The organism is Paenibacillus sp. GCM10027630 (assembly GCF_042676305.1).
Classification (GTDB): Bacteria; Bacillota; Bacilli; order Paenibacillales; family NBRC-103111; genus Paenibacillus_S.
In genome coordinates this window covers 13,742-35,175 of the sequence record NZ_JBHTGY010000002.1, presented here as the reverse complement: position 1 = coordinate 35,175, position 21,434 = coordinate 13,742, and the positions used below count along the sequence as shown (strand labels likewise).

Annotated in this window: 19 protein-coding genes and 3 pseudogenes; 15 read left to right on the top strand and 7 right to left on the bottom strand. The window is 42.2% G+C overall.

Translation table 11 applies throughout. From position 1 onward, the window contains the following. The first annotated feature begins 55 nt into the window (after window positions 1-55). Both ACFQ0C_RS01645 and ACFQ0C_RS01640 read left to right on the top strand, forming a co-directional pair. Window positions 56-955, top strand: a complete 900-nt coding sequence (locus ACFQ0C_RS01645) for an SDR family oxidoreductase (protein ID WP_379363335.1) — start codon at window positions 56-58, stop codon at window positions 953-955. 204 nt (window positions 956-1,159) lie between these two features. Beyond that, the gene (locus ACFQ0C_RS01640; RefSeq protein WP_379363333.1) at window positions 1,160-1,840 is read left to right on the top strand and encodes a VOC family protein; all 681 of its coding nucleotides are present in this window, start codon (window positions 1,160-1,162) and stop codon (window positions 1,838-1,840) included. Window positions 1,841-1,859: 19 nt separating this feature from the next. On the opposite strand, the gene ACFQ0C_RS01635 is transcribed toward ACFQ0C_RS01640, so the two are convergent. Then, complete coding sequence (locus ACFQ0C_RS01635; protein ID WP_379363331.1) at window positions 1,860-2,759, bottom strand: LysR substrate-binding domain-containing protein; 900 nt, start codon at window positions 2,757-2,759, stop codon at window positions 1,860-1,862. A gap of 129 nt (window positions 2,760-2,888) precedes the next feature. On the opposite strand from ACFQ0C_RS01635, the gene ACFQ0C_RS01630 reads away from it, so the two are divergent. The 4 genes from ACFQ0C_RS01630 (at window position 2,889) to ACFQ0C_RS01615 (ending at window position 6,633) form a co-directional block, all read left to right on the top strand. Further along, window positions 2,889-3,560, top strand: coding sequence for an O-methyltransferase (locus tag ACFQ0C_RS01630; RefSeq protein ID WP_379363329.1), 672 nt, complete (start codon window positions 2,889-2,891; stop codon window positions 3,558-3,560). 39 nt (window positions 3,561-3,599) lie between these two features. Continuing rightward, window positions 3,600-4,253, top strand: coding sequence for a pyridoxine/pyridoxamine 5'-phosphate oxidase (locus tag ACFQ0C_RS01625; RefSeq protein ID WP_379363327.1), 654 nt, complete (start codon window positions 3,600-3,602; stop codon window positions 4,251-4,253). A 125-nt stretch (window positions 4,254-4,378) separates the two neighbouring features. Then, on the top strand, window positions 4,379-4,906 hold the full coding sequence (locus tag ACFQ0C_RS01620; RefSeq protein ID WP_379363325.1) for a GNAT family N-acetyltransferase: 528 nt from the start codon (window positions 4,379-4,381) through the stop codon (window positions 4,904-4,906). A 293-nt stretch (window positions 4,907-5,199) separates the two neighbouring features. Further along, entirely contained in the window at window positions 5,200-6,633 is a 1,434-nt protein-coding gene (locus ACFQ0C_RS01615; protein WP_258212226.1) for a DHA2 family efflux MFS transporter permease subunit, read from the top strand. Between the two features lie 74 nt (window positions 6,634-6,707). Here ACFQ0C_RS01615 and ACFQ0C_RS01610 read toward each other — a convergent pair whose 3' ends face one another. Beyond that, on the bottom strand, window positions 6,708-6,881 hold the full coding sequence (locus tag ACFQ0C_RS01610) for a hypothetical protein (RefSeq protein ID WP_379363322.1): 174 nt from the start codon (window positions 6,879-6,881) through the stop codon (window positions 6,708-6,710). Window positions 6,882-6,972: 91 nt separating this feature from the next. After that, window positions 6,973-7,518, bottom strand: coding sequence for a TetR/AcrR family transcriptional regulator (locus ACFQ0C_RS01605; protein WP_379363320.1), 546 nt, complete (start codon window positions 7,516-7,518; stop codon window positions 6,973-6,975). Window positions 7,519-7,713: 195 nt separating this feature from the next. Here ACFQ0C_RS01605 and ACFQ0C_RS01600 point away from each other — a divergent pair, with 195 nt between their 5' ends. Then, entirely contained in the window at window positions 7,714-8,877 is a 1,164-nt protein-coding gene (locus tag ACFQ0C_RS01600; protein ID WP_379363318.1) for an MFS transporter, read from the top strand. A 51-nt stretch (window positions 8,878-8,928) separates the two neighbouring features. Further along, window positions 8,929-9,912 (top strand): annotated as a pseudogene (locus ACFQ0C_RS01595) (aldo/keto reductase). 121 nt (window positions 9,913-10,033) lie between these two features. Here ACFQ0C_RS01595 and ACFQ0C_RS01590 read toward each other — a convergent pair. Further along, window positions 10,034-10,573 (bottom strand): NADPH-dependent FMN reductase, encoded by a 540-nt coding sequence (locus tag ACFQ0C_RS01590; protein WP_379363316.1) that lies wholly within the window; start codon window positions 10,571-10,573, stop codon window positions 10,034-10,036. Window positions 10,574-10,866: 293 nt separating this feature from the next. Here ACFQ0C_RS01590 and ACFQ0C_RS01585 point away from each other — a divergent pair, with 293 nt between their 5' ends. The 5 genes and pseudogenes from ACFQ0C_RS01585 (at window position 10,867) to ACFQ0C_RS01565 (ending at window position 15,740) form a co-directional block, all read left to right on the top strand. After that, the gene (locus ACFQ0C_RS01585) at window positions 10,867-11,310 is read left to right on the top strand and encodes a MarR family winged helix-turn-helix transcriptional regulator (protein WP_379363314.1); all 444 of its coding nucleotides are present in this window, start codon (window positions 10,867-10,869) and stop codon (window positions 11,308-11,310) included. 52 nt (window positions 11,311-11,362) lie between these two features. Continuing rightward, entirely contained in the window at window positions 11,363-12,304 is a 942-nt protein-coding gene (locus ACFQ0C_RS01580; protein WP_379363312.1) for a ring-cleaving dioxygenase, read from the top strand. 17 nt (window positions 12,305-12,321) lie between these two features. Beyond that, window positions 12,322-13,380, top strand: coding sequence for an LLM class flavin-dependent oxidoreductase (locus tag ACFQ0C_RS01575; RefSeq protein ID WP_379363310.1), 1,059 nt, complete (start codon window positions 12,322-12,324; stop codon window positions 13,378-13,380). A 12-nt stretch (window positions 13,381-13,392) separates the two neighbouring features. Beyond that, window positions 13,393-13,941 (top strand): annotated as a pseudogene (locus tag ACFQ0C_RS01570) (NADPH-dependent FMN reductase); the annotation flags it as partial. Between the two features lie 1,169 nt (window positions 13,942-15,110). Then, window positions 15,111-15,740, top strand: coding sequence for a cysteine hydrolase family protein (locus ACFQ0C_RS01565; protein ID WP_379363308.1), 630 nt, complete (start codon window positions 15,111-15,113; stop codon window positions 15,738-15,740). 273 nt (window positions 15,741-16,013) lie between these two features. On the opposite strand, the gene ACFQ0C_RS01560 is transcribed toward ACFQ0C_RS01565, so the two are convergent. After that, the gene (locus tag ACFQ0C_RS01560; protein WP_379363306.1) at window positions 16,014-16,337 is read right to left on the bottom strand and encodes a DUF2834 domain-containing protein; all 324 of its coding nucleotides are present in this window, start codon (window positions 16,335-16,337) and stop codon (window positions 16,014-16,016) included. 77 nt (window positions 16,338-16,414) lie between these two features. After that, window positions 16,415-16,840, bottom strand: a pseudogene (locus ACFQ0C_RS01555) (alpha/beta fold hydrolase); the annotation flags it as partial. Between the two features lie 288 nt (window positions 16,841-17,128). On the opposite strand from ACFQ0C_RS01555, the gene ACFQ0C_RS01550 reads away from it, so the two are divergent. Together ACFQ0C_RS01550 and ACFQ0C_RS01545 are read left to right on the top strand one after the other, a co-directional pair. After that, a complete protein-coding gene (locus ACFQ0C_RS01550) occupies window positions 17,129-17,683 on the top strand; it encodes a hypothetical protein (RefSeq protein ID WP_379363304.1) in 555 nt (184 codons plus the stop codon). 320 nt (window positions 17,684-18,003) lie between these two features. After that, window positions 18,004-19,356, top strand: coding sequence for a catalase (locus tag ACFQ0C_RS01545; RefSeq protein ID WP_379363302.1), 1,353 nt, complete (start codon window positions 18,004-18,006; stop codon window positions 19,354-19,356). A 653-nt stretch (window positions 19,357-20,009) separates the two neighbouring features. Here ACFQ0C_RS01545 and ACFQ0C_RS01540 read toward each other — a convergent pair. Continuing rightward, window positions 20,010-21,011 carry a sigma-70 family RNA polymerase sigma factor gene (locus ACFQ0C_RS01540; RefSeq protein WP_379363300.1) on the bottom strand — a complete coding sequence of 334 codons (1,002 nt, stop codon included), beginning with the start codon at window positions 21,009-21,011 and terminating at the stop codon, window positions 20,010-20,012. Window positions 21,012-21,434 lie beyond the last annotated feature (423 nt).

Here is a 21,434-nt window from a genome sequence, read left to right as displayed (position 1 = left end):
GCGGGAACTAGGCGAATATCCTGATTTTGACTATAAAAGCAATGGAGGTCTCACAGTGATTCCAATGTATCCGTATTACAGTTATGAGACACGCTGCCAGCAAGTACCTATCACATTTCCGCCGCAGCACCAGGATGTGCAGCCTGGCTTGGAGTACTTAATGAACCCGCTTCCGATATCTGATAATCCAGAATACAAGGGAAGCGGTAAATTGGAGGGGAAAATAGCGATTATTACCGGTGGTGATAGCGGCATCGGACGCGCCGTCGCAATCGGCTTCGCCAAGGAAGGCGCGGACGTGGCCATCGTATATTTGTATGAGCGCGAGGATGCTGAAGCTACCAAACAAATGGTGGAATGTTACGGGCGCCGCTGCCTGCTGATCGAGGGTGATTTGCGCAGACCTGCTTTTTCCGAGGAAGTGGTAGGAAGGACGCTGGAATACTATGGAAAGCTTGACGTACTTATTTTGAACCAAGGTGTTCAGTTCCCTCAGGCGAGTATAATGGATATTTCCAATGAACAGCTCGAGGATACTTACCGCACTAACATTTTCCCTCATTTCTACATGACGAAGGCCGCACTTCCTTATCTGAATCCGGGAAGCTCCATTGTATCGACGGCATCCGTAACCGCTTATGCAGGTGCACCCTTACTTGTCGACTATTCCTCGACTAAAGGTGCCATCGTATCGTTTACTCGTTCCCTATCGCTGCAGTTGGTCAGCAAGGGAATACGGGTTAACGCCGTAGCACCAGGGCCGATTTGGACCCCGCTCATAGTATCCAGCTATTCAGCCGAATATGTAAAAACATTCGGTCTGGAAACGCCTATGAAACGTGCAGGGCAGCCGTTCGAACTTGCACCGACCTACATTTACTTAGCGTCCAACGATTCCTCCTTCGTCACAGGACAGGTACTTCACGTCAACGGTGGTATCATGACAGAAACGTGATCTGAACAGCCCAATTCGAATTTGCTTCAGAGTGATTTGAGGTTAAAACGGTGATGATCCAGTGATTGGAAGTTGCATGTATGAATCCGCGCTGTGCGCGGTTTTTTGTTTTTTTTAACCGCTAACAATACCACAAATAGGGTCGGATTGACGAATTATGGGTATACTGTGAGAGTTACATTCTTACATAAGGAAGGTGAAATAATGAAAATTTCGGAAGTAATCTTATGTACACATCAATTTGAAGCGATGAAAACATTTTATGCTTCCCTGATAGGATTGGATGTTCTGGAGGATCAACCGACTCAACTGTCGTTCCGAGCTGGGGAATCGATCCTTGCCTTCCGGAAGAATTCCTCCACGGAGAAGCCATTTTATCATATCGCTTTTACGATTCCGACTAATAAGCTAGAAGAAGCTAAACAATGGCTTAATGGACGAGGCATCTTATTGTTCTCCAAGGATGGACTGAATGAGTTTCCATTCGATAGCTGGAATGCAACGGCAATTTACTTCTACGATCCAGACGGTAATTTGATCGAGTTCATCGCGCACCATACACTCGACAATGCTACATCCGATGCATTTGGTCCGAAGCATCTGCTTCGTATCAGTGAGATCGGCCTTCCCGTAGAGAATGTCCCGGAAGCTGCCCGCAAACTCATCGACGCTTTCCAACTTAGCTTGTGGGGCGGAGACGGGCAGCAATTCGCTCCTCTCGGTGACGCAGATGGGGTGTTGATCGTTGTAGACAAGCAGCGTCCGTGGTTCCCGGACGGACGGTCGCCGGACATATTCGATACTAAGGTTTCGATTAAAGGTACAGATTCTGCAACCCTTTTTCTTCAGAACGGTCTGTACGAATTAAATGGTGGAGAAGTATAAGCTTCTGCAGTTGTGAGGCTTAACTACTTTTATAAGGATTTTGCCGGATCATCTGTATCAAGTTCATCGTGGAAGCGGATAAAGGTTCATGTTTGCGAGTACAGATAGTAATTGTATTTTTTAGATGGATCCCTTGAACATAAACTCGACATAACTCTCCTCGTTTAACATATTCGCGTACAACTAATGAAGAGACGAAGTTCGCTCCATATCCGGCAATAACAGCTGTGATAGCTTCATGCAGCCCATTGAATTGTAGAGAGATTGTGGGCGCCGGTGAATTATATGTACGACATAAAGAAAATAATCGCTCACGTGTTGAGCTGCCCTCCTCCCGCATGACAAAAGGCTCCCTCATCATTTCTGTCAGAGTAACCTGCTGATTGGCATATCGATGATTAGGTGCAACAACAAACCATAACTCGTCTTGAAATAAATCTTCTGTCTGGATCGTATCCGGATATTCCTCAGGTATTCCCCCATAAATGGCTATATCCACATCTAGATTTAACAGATGCTTTAGTGCATCACTTGAGTTCGTTGTGGTAATCATCATTTCAACCTTTTCATATTGTTGTTTAAATTTTGCTATCCAGGTAGGTATAAGAAAATGAGCGGGTAAATAGGTTGCGGCTATTCGAATGCATCCATATGAGCCTTCTCGGTAATCCTGGGCGAAACGTTCGATTTGTTGTTCTACCGCGAATAGTCTTTTGGCGAGCAAAGCAATTTCTTCACCTGCATCGGATAAAGCTATTCCCCTTCCTTGAGGCTTAATTAATGTGAGGAGCAATTCTTTTTCAAATTTCTTAATCTGAGCGGTAATCGCAGGCTGACTAATATTTAACAATTCCGAGGCACGAGTCACACTTCCGGTCGATGCCACTACATGGAATAAGCGCAAAGCATGCAAATTCATTACAGGTCCTCCTTCGGCTCACTCATATATTTATTATATAAGTCAGATGGAAATATATATTATATTTATGATTATAGCTGTTTTACAATGAAATCAGAAGTTAAATAATAATGAGGAGATGTGATGTAAATGAATGAAATGAATACTTGGGAAAAGGTTGATCAATATATTACAGAGCGTCTGATTCAACATGATTCTGTTCTGGAAAAAGTGCTGTCTGTAAACCAGCAAGCAGGGCTTCCGTTTCATGATGTATCACCGAGTCAAGGGAAGTTATTGAACCTGCTTGCTCAAATGAAAGGTGCCAAACGAATTCTGGAGATCGGTACATTGGGCGGGTATAGTACGATCTGGTTGGCAAGGGCACTGCCGTCTGATGGAAAATTAATCACTTTGGAAATTGACCCGCATCATGCTCAAGTGGCTCAAAATAACGTATCCCTGGCTCAGTTGGATGGTGTTGTAGAAATTCGGGTAGGGAATGCATTAGAGTTATTGGCTCAGATGGAGACCGAGGACGTGGCATCCTTTGATTTGATTTTTATTGATGCTGACAAGGTTAATAATCCAGGTTATCTAAAATGGGCACTTCATTATTCTCATTCTGGGACGGTTATTATTGGGGATAATGTCATTCGTAATGGGGATATTCTTGATGAACATAGTCAGGATTTCAGTGTAAAAGGGATAAGGGCTTTTTATGACCTGTTGGCTGAAGAATCCAGGATTACGGCTACCGCCATTCAGACAGTCGGCAGTAAAGGTTACGACGGCTTTGTCCTAGGTATTGTGAATAGCTGACTCACTTAATTGATAAATTGTGGATAGGGGGCACTTTATATGAAAAATCCGAATGAAAGTCTACGAGGTTTAAAATCATTGACCGGGCCTTTCCCGGCCTTTGATACGAGCCGCTTGCCGGAAAATCCGGGGGAACTTTTCTTGCAATGGCTAAACCTGGCGATTGAGAACGAGGTGAAGGAGCCTCACGCGATGACTCTCTCTACAGTGGATGCAGACGGTTATCCGGATGCGCGAGTACTGATTCTAAAGGATGTTGTAGACGATGCGTTCTACTTTGCTACCAGCTCCAAGAGCCGGAAGGGGCAACAACTAAAAGGTAACCCCCATGTTGCTTTGACATTTTACTGGCCTCAGCTGGGGAGGCAGATCCGTATACGTGGTACAACCATTGATATGGGGAAAGAGATTGGAGCGGCAGATTTTCGGCAGCGATCGTTAGAGGCTCGCATTGTGGCTCTAAGCGGGTATCAGAGCAGGGAGATGGAGAAAGAGGAGGATCTGGAGAAATCACTTATCATACAGAGAGAACGGATCAGACATGCTCCAGAAATTGTTGCTTCCAATTGGGCGCTTTATGCTGTTAACGTGCAGGAAGCTGAATTTTGGCAGGGGGACAGTCATCGGAAACATATGCGAATTCAATACCATCGGAGGAATGGGCAGTGGAAATATCACAGGCTTTGGCCCTGACTTTGATTTTCTGGGAGGTTCGCCTATTTTGTCTCGCGATCCATAGCTTTTCTTATTGTCTGTGACTGTTATAATGGAAAGATGGATCATGATGGAGACTCTTTTATTGGAGGGCTTATACAGTAATGATAATTAGAACAGAAACCAAAGATGACTACAGCCAAGTTTATGAATTAAATGATAAGGCTTTCGGAAATAGAGATAATGAATCCAAGCTAATTGAGCAGATTAGGTTATCCGAACAATTTATTCCTGAATTATCTATAGTAGCAGAAGCAGATAAACAAATTATTGGTCATATTTTGTTAAGTAGAGCTAAAGTAGTTGATCAAGTAAATGATCAATTAAAGGAATACGACGTAATTGTTCTTGCCCCGATCGCTGTGAGCCCCGATTACCAAAAACAAGGTGTTGGAACGCAATTGATGATGGAAGGTATGAAAAGAACTAAACAATTAAATTATAGTATTATATTGCTAATAGGTCATCCAGCCTATTATCCGAAGTTCGGATTTAAGCCAGCAAGGAATTATGGAATTGAATTAACCCAATTTAAAGTATCCGATGAAGTTTTCATGGTATGTGAGCTAATTGAAGGTCAATTAAAGCATTGCCAAGGAGAACTTCAGTATCCGAACTCTTTTTTTAGCTGATAAGAGAAGACATCACCCTCACATTGTAATTTTGCCCTTAAATACAAGGATTAATATCCGCCTGAATGGCGGTTTTTTTATTTTGTCGGATCCTATTTTTGCAAAATATTTTTTATGGTAATTCGTAATTGGGTCGCTCTCGATAAAGCTTTTATTGTTGAAATGCAAGGTAGTAAATTTATGTAATTTATTTTTGGACTTGGATAAGTGCACTCACTGTTGTATTATATAGCAGGACCAATAGATAGAGAACCATACAAAATAGTTTTTTCAGGAGAAGGAAGTGGAATCATATGAAGCAATACAATACGCGAGCCATTATGGCATCGCTGCTTATCTGCGGCTTCGTTGGGATGTTCAGCGAGACGGCACTCAACATAGCAATTAGTAATTTAATGGACGTGTTCCACATTACGGCCGCGACTGCACAGTGGTTAACGACAGGGTTTCTGCTGACTCTAGGTATTCTGATGCCGATGACAGGTTTGCTGCTGCAATGGTTTACAACGAGACAGCTTTTCATTGTATCGCTTGCAAGCTCAATCGTTGGGACATTGATCGCAGCTCTTGCACTCAATTTCGAAATGCTGATGGTCGCTCGCGTTCTGCAGGCAGCCGGCATGGGTCTATTGATTCCGCTAATGTTTAATACGATTCTCGTAGTTTATCCACCGGAACAACGCGGGGCGGCTATGGGCTTCGTTGGTCTAGTCATCATGTTCGCTCCGGCGACCGGCCCAACTGTGGCGGGTCTTCTAATCGAATATTTATCATGGCACTACATTTTCTGGCTGTCTCTGCCATTTTTGGTCATAGGGCTGTTTGTAGGATTGAAATACTTGGAAAACGTCACCGAGGTCACGAGACCGCGCATTGATCCATTGTCCATTATATTGTCAACAATCGGCTTCGGCGGCGTGGTTTTCGGTTTCAGTAAGGCTGGCGAAGGTGAGGGAGGCTGGACTAGTGTGATTGTGCTCTCATCGATCGTCATCGGCCTTATCGCGCTTGTGTTGTTCATCCTGCGCCAGATGTTAATGCGCGACCCGATGATGAACCTGCGCGTCTTCAAGTACCCTATGTTTATTGTCGGGCTGCTTCTTGTGCTGTCGTGTATGATGATCATTTTGTCGAGTATGATTATTTTGCCTATGTATTTGCAGAACGGGATGAAACTATCCGCATTTACAACTGGACTCATGATGCTGCCGGGCAGCGCTTTGAACGGTATCTTGTCGCCTCGTATGGGACGCTTGTTCGATAAATATGGGCCAAAGTGGCTCGTAATCCCTGGCCTAGTCATCGTAGCGGCGATGTTATGGTTTTTCTCCAGTATAACCGTTGCATCATCTGTAGCTTTTATCGTGGCTTTGCATATCGGTCTCATGGTTGGTATCTCCATGGTTTGGATGCCGGCGCAGACGAATGGGCTTAACCAGCTGCCGCCGGAGTTGTATCCGCACGGTACGGCTGTTATGAACACGCTGCAGCAAGTCGCAGGTGCGATTGGCACGGCAATAGCTATCAGCATCCTTACAAGCGGCATGGAGAAGTACTTGCACAGCTCCCCGGTGCCGAGTGAACCGGTAGAGATGGCTAAAGCTATGATGTTCGGCTCCCAGAACGTGTTCATGTTTGCGATGATAGTGACACTCATAGGTTTAGTCATGGCATTCTTCATCCGCCGCGTCATCGTTAAGCATGCGCCGATGAATTCGATGCATTGATGTTCCGCACCCCTTAGAATAAGCATTGGAAAAACCTCTAGGTTAATCCGATGAAAATCTAGGGGGTGTTTTTTTTATGCTTCCATATTAATCTGCATGCCATCTATACGTATTTCCATAGAAGCTTCCAGCCGCAACCAGTCGTGCATGCTTTTGAATTCAAACAATTGGTCAATATGATAAACGCCATACGGGAACGCTTCGTGGCAAAGGGACTCAGCTACAGATACAGCGATCTTGGCCGTCATCTTGGATTGATTTTTTCCTTGTAGGAAGAACTCGATTGTTGCGGACTTTAGCGGAAGGGGAGAAGCGGGGAGGCTTTCGCTAACATGTAGATTATACAATCCTCTCTAGCAATGTCCCCAGTTGTTCGGCCAAGACATGATGGGGGACAGGCTTTTCATTAGTAAACCACCATTCCACGACCCCTACGAAAGAAGATGCAACAAACCTCACGAGAAGAGCTTCATTTAACCCCTCATTTTTTCCTTTAGTTACATCGGTCTCATTCGTAAATTCTTCGGTAAGAAAGTTAAGAAACCGACCACGAAAATAAGGAGCGCCTTTACTTGCTAACATCATTGAAAAAAATAAATAATGACGTTCAAAGTATTCGGTCCAAATCAGAGTCGATTCGGTATACTCCAATTCAGATGCTTCTCTGCACGATTCTCTAAGAACGTCTATATGTTCTTCAATGAGCTTATCCAGCAAATCATATTTATCCTGGTAATGAAGATAGATGGTTCCTCTGTTTACATTTGCCCGTTCGGAAATATCTTGTATGGTAATATCATCAAAATTTTTTTCAGACATGAGTTCAATAATACCTTTTTTGATCGCTTCTTGGGATTTAAGAATCCTTCTATCTACTTTGGGCATTCTGAGGGTCACCAACTTTCTTCAATAATCAACGATTTTGTTTGTTTTGTTCACAAATCAACAAAACGCGTTCAATTAACCATTGCATGCGTCATGATCCTTTTATAATAATAGACAGTAGTTGATTATTCAATCGATATTGAGTTATTTAAGGGCATTAAACAATGTAGCTTTTTTAATTGAGGAGGTATGAACGTGGAACGCTTGTGGACGAAGTCGTTTATCCTTATGACCGTAGGGACGCTTTTCCTATTCAACGCATTTTATATGCTGTACCCGACGCTGCCGCTGTTTATCAAACAGATGGGCGGTAACGAAACGCAAGTCGGCCTGTCGATGGGCGCGTTTATGTTAACTTCTGTCTTGGTTCGCCCGATAGTTGGCGGGTTACTGGACCGTTACGGCAGAAGGCCCTTTATCGTTTGGGGGCTGCTGCTCTTCATCTTGGCGATGTATTTATATAACTGGATTGGCGGAATTGTTGTTTTAATGGGACTGCGAATCATTCACGGCATCAGTTGGGCCGTTTCTACGACTTCCATTAGCACAGCCGTAACAGATATGATCCCGTCTGCCCGCAGGGGAGAAGGCATGGGGTGGTTCAGCACATCGATGACCTTGGCTATGGCATTCGGCCCGATGGTCGGAATCTGGGTGATCCAGGACTTATCGTACCACGCTCTGTTTCTAATCGCTGTCGTTCTTTCTGCTGTAGCGCTGCCCCTGACGTTTGGAGCCAAAATGCCTTTCCAGCCGCAAGAGGGCACAAGGAGAATCGAGTTGTTTGAGAAATCGGTACTGCCCATCTCATCATCAATCTTTTTCATGTTCGTCGCATATGGCGGTATTACTACCTTTGTTCCACTATTCGCTGAATCTATCAAGGTCAATTCCGGTGTGTTTTTTCTAGCCTATGCCGCAACGCTTGCGCTGAGCCGTCCTCTTTCGGGGAAAGTTGCAGACCGGTATGGCGAGGCATTTGTCATCGTTCCGGCTCTTATCATTACGATAGTGGCTTTAATTTGCTTGAGTTTCTCGACCGGATTGTTAGGCGTACTTATTTCGGCGATCTTGTACGGGATCGGTTTCGGTTCCGCGCATCCGGCAATCCAATCGGCAACAATTCGTCTTGCTCACCCGGATCGTAAAGGAGTTGCCAATGCTTCTTTAGCAACTGCAACCGACCTTGGCATCGGACTTGGTGCGATCCTGCTAGGTTGGGTCTCGCAGTATACGAGCTACTCGTTCTTATTCACGGTCAGTGCAGTGATGGTCATGTTCTCCATGTTAGCGTTCATTTTCTTTGTAAAACGATCGTTGATAACAGAAAAACTGCAAAACACTTCAATTAATGGGTGAGAAAACGGTATGGAGCAAATTGAAACCATTCCCACATAGGAGGGAACTAAGATGAAATATCGTACAGTAGGGAAAACGGGCATTCAAGTCTCAAATTTATGTTTTGGGACGATGTCCTTCGGCGGAAATGCGGATGAAGAAACCTCGAAAGTTATGTTCAAGCGTTGCCGAGAAGCGGGTATTAACTTTTTCGATACGGCAAACGTTTATAGCGGAGGGCGTGCTGAAGAAATATTAGGGACATGCTTGGCAGACTGCAGAGATGAGATGGTGCTTGCGACTAAGCTGTATTATCCGATGGAGGCGGATATCAATGCGAAAGGGCTCTCCCGCCGTCATATCATGCTTGAAGTTGATAACAGCTTGCGCAGCTTGAAGACGGATTGAATCGATTTTTACTTTGTTCATATGTTCGACGAGCTTACACCTATGGAAGAAACCCTTCGTGCACTTGATGATCTTCAATCACAAGGCAAAATCCTCTATCCGGCGGTGAGTAATTGGGCCGCTTGGCAATTTGCTATGGCGTTAGGGATTTCCGCAAAAGAACAGCTGGCTCGCTTCGAATTGATCCAACCGATGTACAACTTGGTTAAGTGTCAAGCGGAGGTCGAAATTTTGCCGCTCGCCGCTTCCCAACAAATGGGCATTATCTCGTACAGTCCGTTAGGAGCCGGTCTTCTTACAGGAAAGTATGGCGTGAATAAACGACCGGAGCAAGGGCGTTTAGTTGAAGAAAAGCGTTATACCGATAGGTATACGAATGCAATGAATTTTGTCGTCGCAGACCGGCTTCATTCCTATGCCGCCCAACATGGCATTCATCCAGCAACGCTTGCCGTGGCCTGGGTTATGTCGAATCCGGCTATAACCGCACCCATTATTGGAGCAAGAAGTATAGACCAGCTGGAGTATTCGCTTGCTGCTCTCGATGTGGACATGACTCCAGAATGGCGTGATGAGATCTCTTCACTTTCCGTAACGCCGGCGCCTGCAACGGACCGCGGAGAAACTTTGCTGCCGATGTGGACATGACCAAAAGACTCGGCTGTTGGGGGAAACCCGGCAGCCGAGCTGTAAGTAAAGGCAGAATAGTTAGTTTAAGATAAACCACCTTAGCCAAAAGCCAAAAGTGCTCAAGAGGGAGAGGAAGTTATTAGCGTAAAGTTTTTAATGCACCACTCCAAGCGAGTACTTGATCAAGCATACCATTAACATTTGTAAGATGCAGATCTGCTGGTTTGAACACAGTTCCGTTCTCAAAATCAGTGAATAGTGACAATGCCGGGTGTACACGAACGTCCGCTACGGACAATTCACCCAAAATTCCACGCAGATGTTCAGCTGCACGAGCGCCGCCCACGGAACCGTAACTTACGATACCGGCTGCTTTATTGTTCCATGCTTCGCGAGCATAATCGAGTGCATTTTTTAATGCCGCTGATATGCTATGGTTATATTCTTGAACGATAAATACGAACCCGTCCAAGCTAGCTAGCTTTGTATTCCAATTTGTTGCTTGCTCTGTAGCATCACTTTCTCCAAAGAGTGGAAGCTTGAAATCTGCGATATCTACAATTTCATAATTAGCATCTCCACGTTTGTCAGCGATTTTTTTTACCCATTCTCCGACTTGTGGACTTACACGCCCTTGGCGAGTGCTTCCTAAGATGATTCCGATATTTAATTTAGACATCTTGATTTCCTCCTTAATAGTAACCACAATTTATTTTAATCAACTACGCCAAGATTATTACTGAAGCTAAAATAGTACCTGTTAATAAGGTGCCCTTGAATAGGTGTAGGGTATACTCAATTTTCTATAAATAAGCACATCGAAATCTTTAATTAAAGTGACACTAAGTATATAAGAGCGTATTTCAAGATATCAATTAATTTTAAAGAGACTATATTTTAGTAATTAGCTAATCTGCTTGCAATTTCATCAATTGAGTGGTAAAGTGAAAGCTGTGAGGGGGAGAAAACGAAATGCGTAATAATACTATAGGCTCATTAATCTGGTTACGTTTAATGCGATTTACTAACCAAAGTAATCAGATGTCGAATAGCTTTTTAAAACGTTTCGATTTAACGACTGCTCAATTTGACGCCCTCATACAAATTCGCACTTTTCAACCGCTTACTCAAATGCAGTTAGCTGAAAAAGTGACCGTTACTCAAGGTGGTATTTCACGTATGCTTGATCGTCTTGAAAAAGAGGGCTATATTGTACGTAAACAAATCTGGAAAACAAAAACGATTAGCCTTACAGAAAAAGCAGAATCTATTTTAGAACAAGCAATGCCTGAACAACTTGCTTTTCAATCCTCTTTTTTTGAAGATGTATTAAATAAGGAAGAACAGCAAACATTATATTCTCTGATAACACGGGTGCACAAACATAGCCAAAAAAAAGAATTACCTATGGAGTAATTTTTTTTACATTATCAATTGACTAGTCAAGTTAGCGAGAGGGGGAAATACGATGTATACCATTTCTGGACACCATCATATTTCAATGCTTACAAAAGATGCTCAAAAAAATAATCATTTTTATCAAAAAGTATTAGGACTACGCAGAGTTAAAAAGACCGTTAATCAAGATAATCCTGCGATGTATCACCTTTTTTATGGAGATTTAACAGGCAGTCCGGGAACAGAGTTATCGTTTTTTGAAATGCCCAAGGTAGGAAGTACAGTTCGAGGCACAAATGCAATTACACAAATTGGTTTACTTGTTCCGTCATATGAAAGCTTGGTTTTTTGGAAAAAACGCTTTGAATCATTAGATGTGAAGCATGGTGAGATTACAAGATATGCGGACCGAGATGCTTTGCATTTTGAAGATTCAGAAGGATTACGAATGATTTTATTAAACAATAACGGCGAAGTGGTTCCGGAAAATTGGTCAGGATGGGCAGATTCCGTGGTTGAGCAACAGCATCGTATTCTTGGAATGGGCACAGTCGAAATCACAGTGCGCAACTTAGATCGCTTGGCAAACACATTAAAGGATATGTTTGGTTATACAGAAGCGTCTCGCTCCGATACGGAAGCCATTTATCAGTCAGTTGCTGGACAGTCATTTGGAGAGATTGTCATCAAACAGGAAGAAGGACCAAGTGAGAAGCCTGGAAAAGGGAGTATTCATCATTTGGCAATCCGTGTTAAAAGTGAAGACGAGCTGCGCTATTGGGATGAGGTAGTTAAAGCACGTGGCTTCCAATCAACAGGGGTTGTGGACCGTTTTTACTTCAAAAGCTTATATTTCCGTGAATCAAACGGTATTTTATTTGAAATTGCGACAGATGGTCCTGGCTTCACAACAGATTCAACGATTGACGCGCTGGGTAAAGCATTAGATTTGCCACCATTCTTAGAAGAACGACGCGCAGAAATTGAAGGGAAGCTAATACCACTTGATTAAAAAGGAGAGAGTACACCATGGAAAAATATCGTATTCATCCAGAAAAAGGAATTGAGTTCGGTTTATATTCGATTGGTGATCATTTACCTAATCCACATACGGGCACAATGATCAGTGCCGAACAGCGTATACAAGAATTGATTGAGGCAAGCAAGCTGGCTGATGAGGCTGCTCTCGATGTATTTGCTATTGGTGAAAGCCATCAAACTCACTTTACAACGCAAGCCCATACCGTTATTTTAGGGGCAGTTGCACAAGTAACAAAAAACATCAAAATCGCCAGCTCAGCAACAGTGCTAAGTACATCGGATCCTATTCGTGTGTATGAGGATTTCGCTACACTTGATTTAATTTCAAAAGGTCGCGCTGAAATTGTAGCTGGGCGTGGTTCACGTATAGGGGCGTATAGCTTACTTGGTTATGATGTGCATGATTATGAAGAATTATTTGAAGAAAAAATGGATCTCCTGATGAAATTAAATAACGAGGATAAAGTAACGTGGGAAGGTCAATTCCGTGCACCGCTGAAAAATGCATCCATACTTCCACAACCTCAAAATGGTCATATGCCCATTTGGCGTGCTGTAGGCGGCCCACCTGCTAGTGCGATTAAAGCTGGAACTGCAGGCATACCGATGATGCTTACAACACTTGGTGGTCCTTCAATTAACTTTAAGCATTCGGTTGATGCGTACCGTGATGCAGCGGAGCGTAATGGCTTTGATCCGAAAGCTTTACCAATTGCAACAACGAGTTTATTTTATACAGCTGAAACTTCACAGGATGCACTTCGTGAGTACTACCCGCATGCTAATTCTGGTATGCAGGCATTACGTGGCGGTGGTTATCCAAAACAACAATTTGCACAATCTACAGATTATCGTGATGCCTTAATGGTTGGCAGTCCACAACAAATTATTGAAAAATTAATCTACCAATACGAATTATTTGGTCAACAGCGTTTTATGGCACAAATCGATTTTGGTGGCGTCCCATTCGATAAGATTGCGAAAAATATTGAGCTGATTGCAACAGAGATTATGCCAGCGATAAAAAAATATACAGCAATAAAATAAGGAGTGGTTATGATGAAAATTGTAGGAATCTCAGGTTCGATCGTAGGGTCTAAAACAAGAACAGCGATGGATAAAACACTCCAAATAGCACGAGAAAAATATCCAGATGCAGATATTGCATTACTTGACCTTGCCGAATACAAAATAGTTTTTAGTGATGGACGTAATTATTCGGAATATGAGGGCGACACAAAGGTTGTAACAGAAACAATTATGGCTGCTGATGCCATCATTATAGGTACACCAACATTCCAAGCGTCTATACCTGCGACATTAAAAAATATATTTGATTTATTACCGGTCAACGCTTTTCGGGATAAAGTAGTAAGTATGTTTGTTACAGCCGGAACAGCCAAGCATTATCTGATGGCAGAACAGCAATTAAAACCAATTCTGGCCTACATGAAAGCTCATATCGTACCCACGTACGTATTTATCGAAGAAAAAGATTTCCTCAGAAAAGAAATTATTAATGATGATATTCATTTCCGTTTGGAGCGTTTAGTGGAAGATACGGTGTTATTGGTTAATGCTTACTCAGACATTCGTCAAGCGAAAGATAAATCCCGAAATTCACGAAATCGAGATTCACGAAATAACCGTTGGCGAGCGAGCAGATCAAGCAGATCAGAAATTAACATAATAATAATTATGTATACTTTAAAGTGTGAGCCGGTCCAATTAGATCATACATATTCACAAAATCCGTATTTTATACATATGTACATATGTCTATAAATCAGATCCGCGCATTTATAAATAAAAAAAACATCATTCAAAAATGAATGATGTTTTTGCCCACCTTGTGTATACCTTTAAATTGTAAACCTGGCAACATACTTATCAATGTAGTCACGTAGTAACATGTTCTCTTGGGTTGAACTATCAAATACTTTCATAACAACTCTCGATGGTGTATAAACCATCGTATCGTCTTTGGAATCAAAATATGGGTGCTTTGGTATGTCTCATTTGGCTTTATAATGAGTTTTACGTCTTCACTGTTCTGGGCTGCCATATCATAACCCATGTAATTATGTAACTTTTGATGATCAAATCCACTTAATTCTACTAGTTCCCTCCTATTGTCCCCTATTACTGTGTTTTTAATTTGTTGTACCTCTGTGCTGCCGAGTGTCCTTAATATATCTGTTTGCGTTATATGGTTTGCATAACATAACTTTTCAAAAATTGACCATGGCGACTCGTAATCATTAACCCATTCAGTGTTCCAGACAATCATTTCAAGTCGCCTTCTTTGCAATCGCCATATAAAGGCTAACTTCAATATGTTCATTTTCATTACCAGGTATATGGTTCACAGTAGAATTATTTGAACTCATTTGAGAATCTCCTTGGTTCGTATGAATGCTGTTACCACTTAAATAGTTCGATTAGCAGGTAATCTTTCCTGCTTTCGGTATTAAACTAATCTGCCCGTTACTTCAATGAGCAATAAAGAGCCGCGTTAGAGCAGCTCCTGCGCACATGTTACCCGTTAGCATACCTTCTGGAAACAATTCGTCAAAGTTGCACACTAATTTCTATAACAAAGGGAACCAAACAAACTACAAATACATATAGATGCCTATAAAGTTTTTAATGACTATGTACTTGTTCGGTGCGGCTGTCGTGTCAATGCTGAACTTTTTTAGAAAACAACTTCTCTATCTTCCCTGAACAGGTTGCAAACATTTCCGCAAGCTTATGCTGCGAGGGAGGTAAGTAATTTGCCGTTTAAACCACATCCCAATAATACTGCTATTGTAATCACAGACCCACAAAATGACTTTATGAGTCCTGGGGGAAGAGGCTATCATCTGACTAAAGGAACTATTGAACGAAACAATACTATACAAAACCTTGAACTATTAATGAGAACTGCCATGAATAAGGGATACCAACTTTTCATATCGCCCCATTATTTATACCCTCATGATTATGGCTGGCAATTTACAGGAAATGAACAAAATATGCTATTAGGTCTTAGAATGTATCAAGTGGCAAATGCGTACACACCACCGTCATTTGGAGCTGATTTTGTTCATTCTTTCAAACCTTATATATTTGATAGAAGAACCGTCATTGCAACTCCTCACAAGGTTGCTAGCCCACAAACAAATGACTTGGAATATCAATTACGACAACATAGAAAAGAGAAGATAATTATTGCAGGGGTGCTTTCCAACGTTTGTGTAGAGTCACATATGAGGCATCTAATCGAAACTGGTTTTGAAACAGCTGTTATATACGATGCCACCGCAACAATTAGTGAAGAGGATTTTCAAGCTGCCGTTACCAATTATAAAGCATTTGCCAGTGCTACTTGGACGACACAGGAGGCTATTTCAAACTTATAAATCAGTATCCCCAATGGTAATTCCCTATACAACTTGTCCGAACTGTCCCCCCAAGTGGTTGCTTGGTCAGAATAACGGATGAATTTAGATAGCACAACCCCCTCCAATCCGTTCGGAGGGGTTATTCTTGCTTGGCACAAACATAAAAGAGCCATTTCCATTCTTCAACTAAACTGCCCGTTACTTCAACGAGGCAGCCGATTCATGCCGGCAGCCTCGTCTTGGTTTCTTATTGAACAAACGTGTCCCGTTTGCTTAATAAATTCGCTAGATTCAGCCTTTTAATTTCTTCTCTATTTGTATTTCACGGAGTAATAAAAATAAAGGAAGTCCTAATGAAACACCTACTACAAGTGTACCGGCAATCGGCAACCATAAAGACCTCATACCATTTCTTTTGCCTTCGAAGAGAATGAACCCGATAAGTACAATTGCTGATACTAAAACATCCATCCATGCAAATGATCCAATGCGCGTTTGAGTGATTTCTTCTACTAATTGAGACATATCAAGGCCATTCTGTATGATCCAAGGAAGAAATTGCGAATACGGCAATACAACTCCCAAAACCACTAAAAGTCCATAAAAGTATTTCAATGAAAGCCCTCCCTGAAAACACTGGTTATCCTTCTAATATTTCTCTATATCCATTCTTTTTTCCTTTATTTGCAACTATCTGAGAATGGGGCTGATATATACTGAAAGAAAAAGGTGTCTGTTACTTCACGCATCATCTTAGGGCGGTCGTTTAATGTTTCATTAAGAAATTTATTGGCAGTGTCTGTTGTAAAGCCTATAGGAGCGGCAGCGTCTACAAGAACAAGTCTAGAAACTCCATAACCATTGTATCGGGACATATACCTAATTGCGATCGATCCGCCCGTGGAGTGACCAACGAGTATGAAGTTGTTTAATTGAAGTACACCAACTACAGTGCGGATATCATCCGCCAATCTGTCATAATTGTAGCCACTTATTGACTTATCCGAATTACCGAAACCTCTCCAGTCAATTCCTATACAGCGGTATCCCTTTGCGGGAAGAACATCAAACTGATACTCAAACTGTTTATGGTTTAACGGCCAACCATGTATAAAAATATTCAACACGGTTTTCCTTTATTTGTAACTAAACCCCCGTTACTTCAAAAGTTAACGACAGCCGATCTTGTGCCGACTGCCGTCATCTCGTGATGGAACTATTTTTTCGTTAGCTGAATCAACAATTCGTGCTTTGACATCAGAAATATCGGTATGGATTGACTCCTTTTGAGTTTTTCGAACTTTTCCTTTCAATTCATAACGGTCTATTAAGATAAGAATTCTCTTGTAACTATGGACAGATGACCAGTATATAATATTACATCTGCTAGAGGGAGGTTATTTAAAATGTATAATGGATTGAGCGGATATCATCGTCGGCATTCCCCTACTCATCCGTTTTTAGATCAAATTTTGGCGAAGTGGCCTGAGGAACAAAAAAATACTGTTTATTTGTTAATCAATAAATATGGTTTACCAAATGATGCATGCATGACAAAAATTACGTGGTATAACAATGCTCCTTGGAAGCGGACGACTGTTCATCTTCATACAGTACCTCATAACTCCCCGACTCCCCATCTTGATTATTTAGAACAAACCATTGATTATAAAGTCCCTGTTCAATGCTTTGATGACTTAGCACAGTTTGATGGCAGCTTATACCTGGACCGTACAGCTGGTGAAGCTACAGCTAGATGCGACCAAGAAGCGGCGAATTTTATGGCGTTAAACTTGATGAGCGACATCGTTACTGGCAAGCGAACCGTAGAAGATGCACGTCGTGCTGCAGTTGAAATTGAAAAAGCTTTTCGATTGCATGGACAATATTCACCTTATACCACAGAATTCCTATTTCCAAAACAATTTCATACTGCTGATCCCGATGTCGCCTCTTTCTAAGTGATATTCTTTAGTGCTATGATTCGATATTGTGCTAAAATACCTGTTAGCTGAACAGGCTGCCGTTCATGCTGGCAGCCTGATGTTGTACTATCGTGTCCCGTCACTTATATTATTTTTTCAATAGCAATGTTTTATTTCCGCCCCATTCGTCAAAAAGGAGGATGGGGAATTTCATATCCTCATTTTTGACGCCGAGTGTGTCCAGCCACGCCAACTACGGTAAGGTCGTCGGAAGCCGCAATGTCATATTCGCATGTAGTTCACCATACTTTTTGATATATCTAAACAATTCGCATGCCGGTATGGGAGGTTGAGAGATGAACGAAAACAATGGAACTCGCCCTAACAAATGGTCACGAGATACTCCGGCTGCTTTTCATTCGCAGACGGTGGGCAAACGAGGCCCTGTATTGGAACAGGACAACGTGCTGCATGAAAAGCTGGAGGCGTTCATCCATTCGAAATCGTTGGAAAGGCCCGTGCATGCCAAAGGTTATGGAGCATTCGGCTACTTTCAGACCGTACATGCCATGACGGCTTACACACAGCTTTGTTTCTTGCATAATCCGGGTCATCAGGTCCCCGTCACGGTAAGATTCTCCTTAGCCGTCGGCAATAAAGGCACGCCGGATACTTCCCGTAACGTGTGGGGACTCGCCACCAAGTTCTATACGGATTATGGTGTGTTCGATCTTGTCTGTAATCATATCCCTGTGTTCTCTATCCGAGACGCCGTCCGCTTTCCTGAGTTTATCAACGCCTTCCTGCCGTCACCCGTCAACAACCTCATCGATCCGGAACGATTTTGGAGCTTCGTCGCCCGAGCACCGGAATCCACAAGCTTTCTTGTCCAGCTCTTCTCCGACGCGGGTACTGTCAAGAGTCTTCGCCACATCCCGGGCCACAGCGTCAATACTTACGTCTGGAAAAACGCGCAAGGTGTCCGCACTTACGTGAAATATCATTGGATGCCTCTTGCTGGTGTGCAGTATATTGACCGCCGAGAAGCAGCCCGGCTCGCATGCGAGAATCCGGATTATGCTGGCAAGGACTTATACGATACACTGAAGGCGGGCAAAACGGTTGAATATGGGCTTTACGTGCAGCTGATGAACCCCCAAAACGAGTCCTTTCTCCCTTATGATCCTTTGGATAATACCAAGGTATGGAATGAGCGGCAATATCCCTTGCTACCGGTCGGGAGAATGATACTAAACCGCAATCCGGATAATTACATGGAGCAAGTAGAAAAGCTGGCTTTCTCCCCTTCCAACCTGCTGGATGGTGTAGAGTTGTCGGACGATAAGATCCTACAGGGGCGCGCAAACATTTATTGGGATTCGCAGCGACGGCGGCTTGGTCCGGATTTTCGCAAGATTCCGATTAATCATCAGCAGAACTGGACGCCTGATTCCCTTGTGACCAGCGGCAACGGGAGATTCGTGGAAGGTCACCTTGTGCGGTCCGAGTTGCCCAAGCAAGACGACTTCGCGCAAGCCGGTCAGTATTATCGTGTTCTTGCCCCATTGCAACAAGAACACTTGGTAGATAACCTGGCTGTCGATCTTGCTGGCATATCCCCCGAAACGCAAAACATCGTGCTCGGCTACCTATACCAGGCATCCTCCGAGCTTGGGGAACGTGTCGCCCGAAAGATCCAAACTTTATAAGAAATCGCATGGAGCAAAAACTTGCCGTTACTTGTGGTAGGGTCCTCTCCGCGCTTAATCTATAACTAATCTGCCCGTTACTTTAACGAATCCAGGGAGCAACTGCCTTGTGGCGAGTTGCTCTGATTATTGCACTAACGTTCTTTGTTACCTCAATTAAAACGCTGTTCAATGAGTAATGTGAATACGTCGGAAATGTTACAAAGTTCTAGTCAACCATCGGGAATGTTATCAAGTTCTTGTCAATTCGTTTTGACAAGAACTTGATAACATAAAACAAAAAAACCGCAATTTATGCGGCATTTAATGTTACTATGTTCTTGTCACCCGACAATATACAATATATGTGCCATTTGCTTTTGCATCCAATTTGGCTCGATCACCGGTTAACCTAATTAACTTACTCAGATCTTGGGTTCGATTCATATTGTTTATTTCACCGTCCATTTCATCTAGAAATAAAAAGTATACCTCATATCGAAAGTATAACATAACCCAGATCACATACAAGAACGCTAAATGAGAATAGACACTGCAGAAAAGGCTGTTTCCGGATAGTGTTTCCACTGTCAACCAGCGGCGGCCGGCTCGAGCAACTGCAACTCACGGCGACAATAATAGAAAATTAACGGCACAATATGATCCCGGAAACGTTAAGTTACTTGGCTTTTTTCAAGTAATATCTTTAGTTTATTTCTAGCTCGAAACAACATTGATTTTATATTTGCAATAGACCATCCAGTAATGTCTGATATCTCCTTATACGTTAAAAGCTTTATTTCTCGCAAATAAATTACTTTTTGATGTTCAGGTTTTAGCTGTGAAACACAATTCATAAGTTCATATAGCTGCGACCGCTTTTCTATAAATTGTTGTGGTTCTAGAAATTGATTTTGTACAATTTGTATAAATTGAAATGTCTGTTGATCGATATTAAGAGTTACGAATTTCTTTTCTTTTCGATACCATGAGATAAAAGTATTATGAGCTATCCTGTAAATCCAGGATTTAGGGGAACTTTCATTCTTGAAAGACGTTATTCCTTTAGATATAAATAGAAATGTTTGTTGGCTTAAATCTTTTGCAATTTCTTTATCATTTGAGAGATGATAGAGATAGCGGTACACGTCTTGATAGTATAATTCGTAAAACTCATGAACGATTCTGTTTTGTTCAGTCTTTTTAACGAGAGCGATTAAGAATTGTACAAGATCTTCGCCTAAATGTTCAGTCGATGTCATGATTGACAAAGTTCCATTTAGTTTTTCTGAAACATGCAATGGTGTTGAAAAACAAGATTTGTCCTGAAGACAATAATGGAAATGTTCATTTCCAGTAATTTTGACTGGTTTTTGAAAACGTGCAGACATAGAAATTGAATTAATCCCTACTTCTTTTTCATTGAACTGAACACCCTCTGCAATTCCGAATTGCCTGAATGTGTTTGTGTTGCTGAATACTTTTAGAAGATATCCCATACTGTCACTTATGGCTAGAAAGAAAGGTATGTGTTTAACTTCCCAAAGTAGGCTATCAGTAAAGTTACTACCCGTTATAAACCGGTCTACATGTGATCGTTTAGCTACTAGTTCGGTATTTGTCAATCGATTTTGAGGAACTGGAATATCATTCGGGTCCATTTTAAATTCATGCATACATATGTTTTTCCATTTATGTATATCTACAGGGGGTATCAATATTTGTTCACCTATTTCTAAAAACTTTATTATCTCAATAATAACAAATCAATGGTTAATTCTAAATAATAATTTATGAAGAATCAATTACGATATGGCATAAGGATTCATGGCCAATATGGGGTAACGCAAACAAGATTACGCGGCGAGGAGCTAACACAGCGATCTACACCATCTACCTCGTAGGAACCTTATATATAATTGATTATAGGGGTAGCGCCATGGCGCTACCCCTGTTAGCATAATTCGTTCAATCCGTTGATTTTGTCCATCCGATGGTTTAAACTTCATATTAAGAGCGCCTCCTTGATGGTGTTGGGTTTTTACCCGTCGACAAACCCATCATACCGAGGCGCTCCTTTTTTGACAAAGCCCATTTCT

What these genes read in the sequence shown, in the direction of transcription:
- ACFQ0C_RS01640 (WP_379363333.1), top strand. Translation starts at nt 1,160, where the DNA reads ATGAAAATTTCGGAAGTAATCTTATGTACACATCAATTTGAAGCGATG.
- ACFQ0C_RS01635 (WP_379363331.1), bottom strand. Translation starts at nt 2,759, where the DNA reads ATGAATTTGCATGCTTTGCGCTTATTCCATGTAGTGGCATCGACCGGA.
- ACFQ0C_RS01630 (WP_379363329.1), top strand. Translation starts at nt 2,889, where the DNA reads ATGAATGAAATGAATACTTGGGAAAAGGTTGATCAATATATTACAGAG.
- ACFQ0C_RS01625 (WP_379363327.1), top strand. Translation starts at nt 3,600, where the DNA reads ATGAAAAATCCGAATGAAAGTCTACGAGGTTTAAAATCATTGACCGGG.
- ACFQ0C_RS01620 (WP_379363325.1), top strand. Translation starts at nt 4,379, where the DNA reads ATGATAATTAGAACAGAAACCAAAGATGACTACAGCCAAGTTTATGAA.
- ACFQ0C_RS01615 (WP_258212226.1), top strand. Translation starts at nt 5,200, where the DNA reads ATGAAGCAATACAATACGCGAGCCATTATGGCATCGCTGCTTATCTGC.
- ACFQ0C_RS01610 (WP_379363322.1), bottom strand. Translation starts at nt 6,881, where the DNA reads ATGACGGCCAAGATCGCTGTATCTGTAGCTGAGTCCCTTTGCCACGAA.
- ACFQ0C_RS01605 (WP_379363320.1), bottom strand. Translation starts at nt 7,518, where the DNA reads ATGCCCAAAGTAGATAGAAGGATTCTTAAATCCCAAGAAGCGATCAAA.
- ACFQ0C_RS01590 (WP_379363316.1), bottom strand. Translation starts at nt 10,573, where the DNA reads ATGTCTAAATTAAATATCGGAATCATCTTAGGAAGCACTCGCCAAGGG.
- ACFQ0C_RS01585 (WP_379363314.1), top strand. Translation starts at nt 10,867, where the DNA reads ATGCGTAATAATACTATAGGCTCATTAATCTGGTTACGTTTAATGCGA.
- ACFQ0C_RS01580 (WP_379363312.1), top strand. Translation starts at nt 11,363, where the DNA reads ATGTATACCATTTCTGGACACCATCATATTTCAATGCTTACAAAAGAT.
- ACFQ0C_RS01575 (WP_379363310.1), top strand. Translation starts at nt 12,322, where the DNA reads ATGGAAAAATATCGTATTCATCCAGAAAAAGGAATTGAGTTCGGTTTA.
- ACFQ0C_RS01550 (WP_379363304.1), top strand. Translation starts at nt 17,129, where the DNA reads ATGTATAATGGATTGAGCGGATATCATCGTCGGCATTCCCCTACTCAT.
- ACFQ0C_RS01545 (WP_379363302.1), top strand. Translation starts at nt 18,004, where the DNA reads ATGAACGAAAACAATGGAACTCGCCCTAACAAATGGTCACGAGATACT.
- ACFQ0C_RS01540 (WP_379363300.1), bottom strand. Translation starts at nt 21,011, where the DNA reads ATGCATGAATTTAAAATGGACCCGAATGATATTCCAGTTCCTCAAAAT.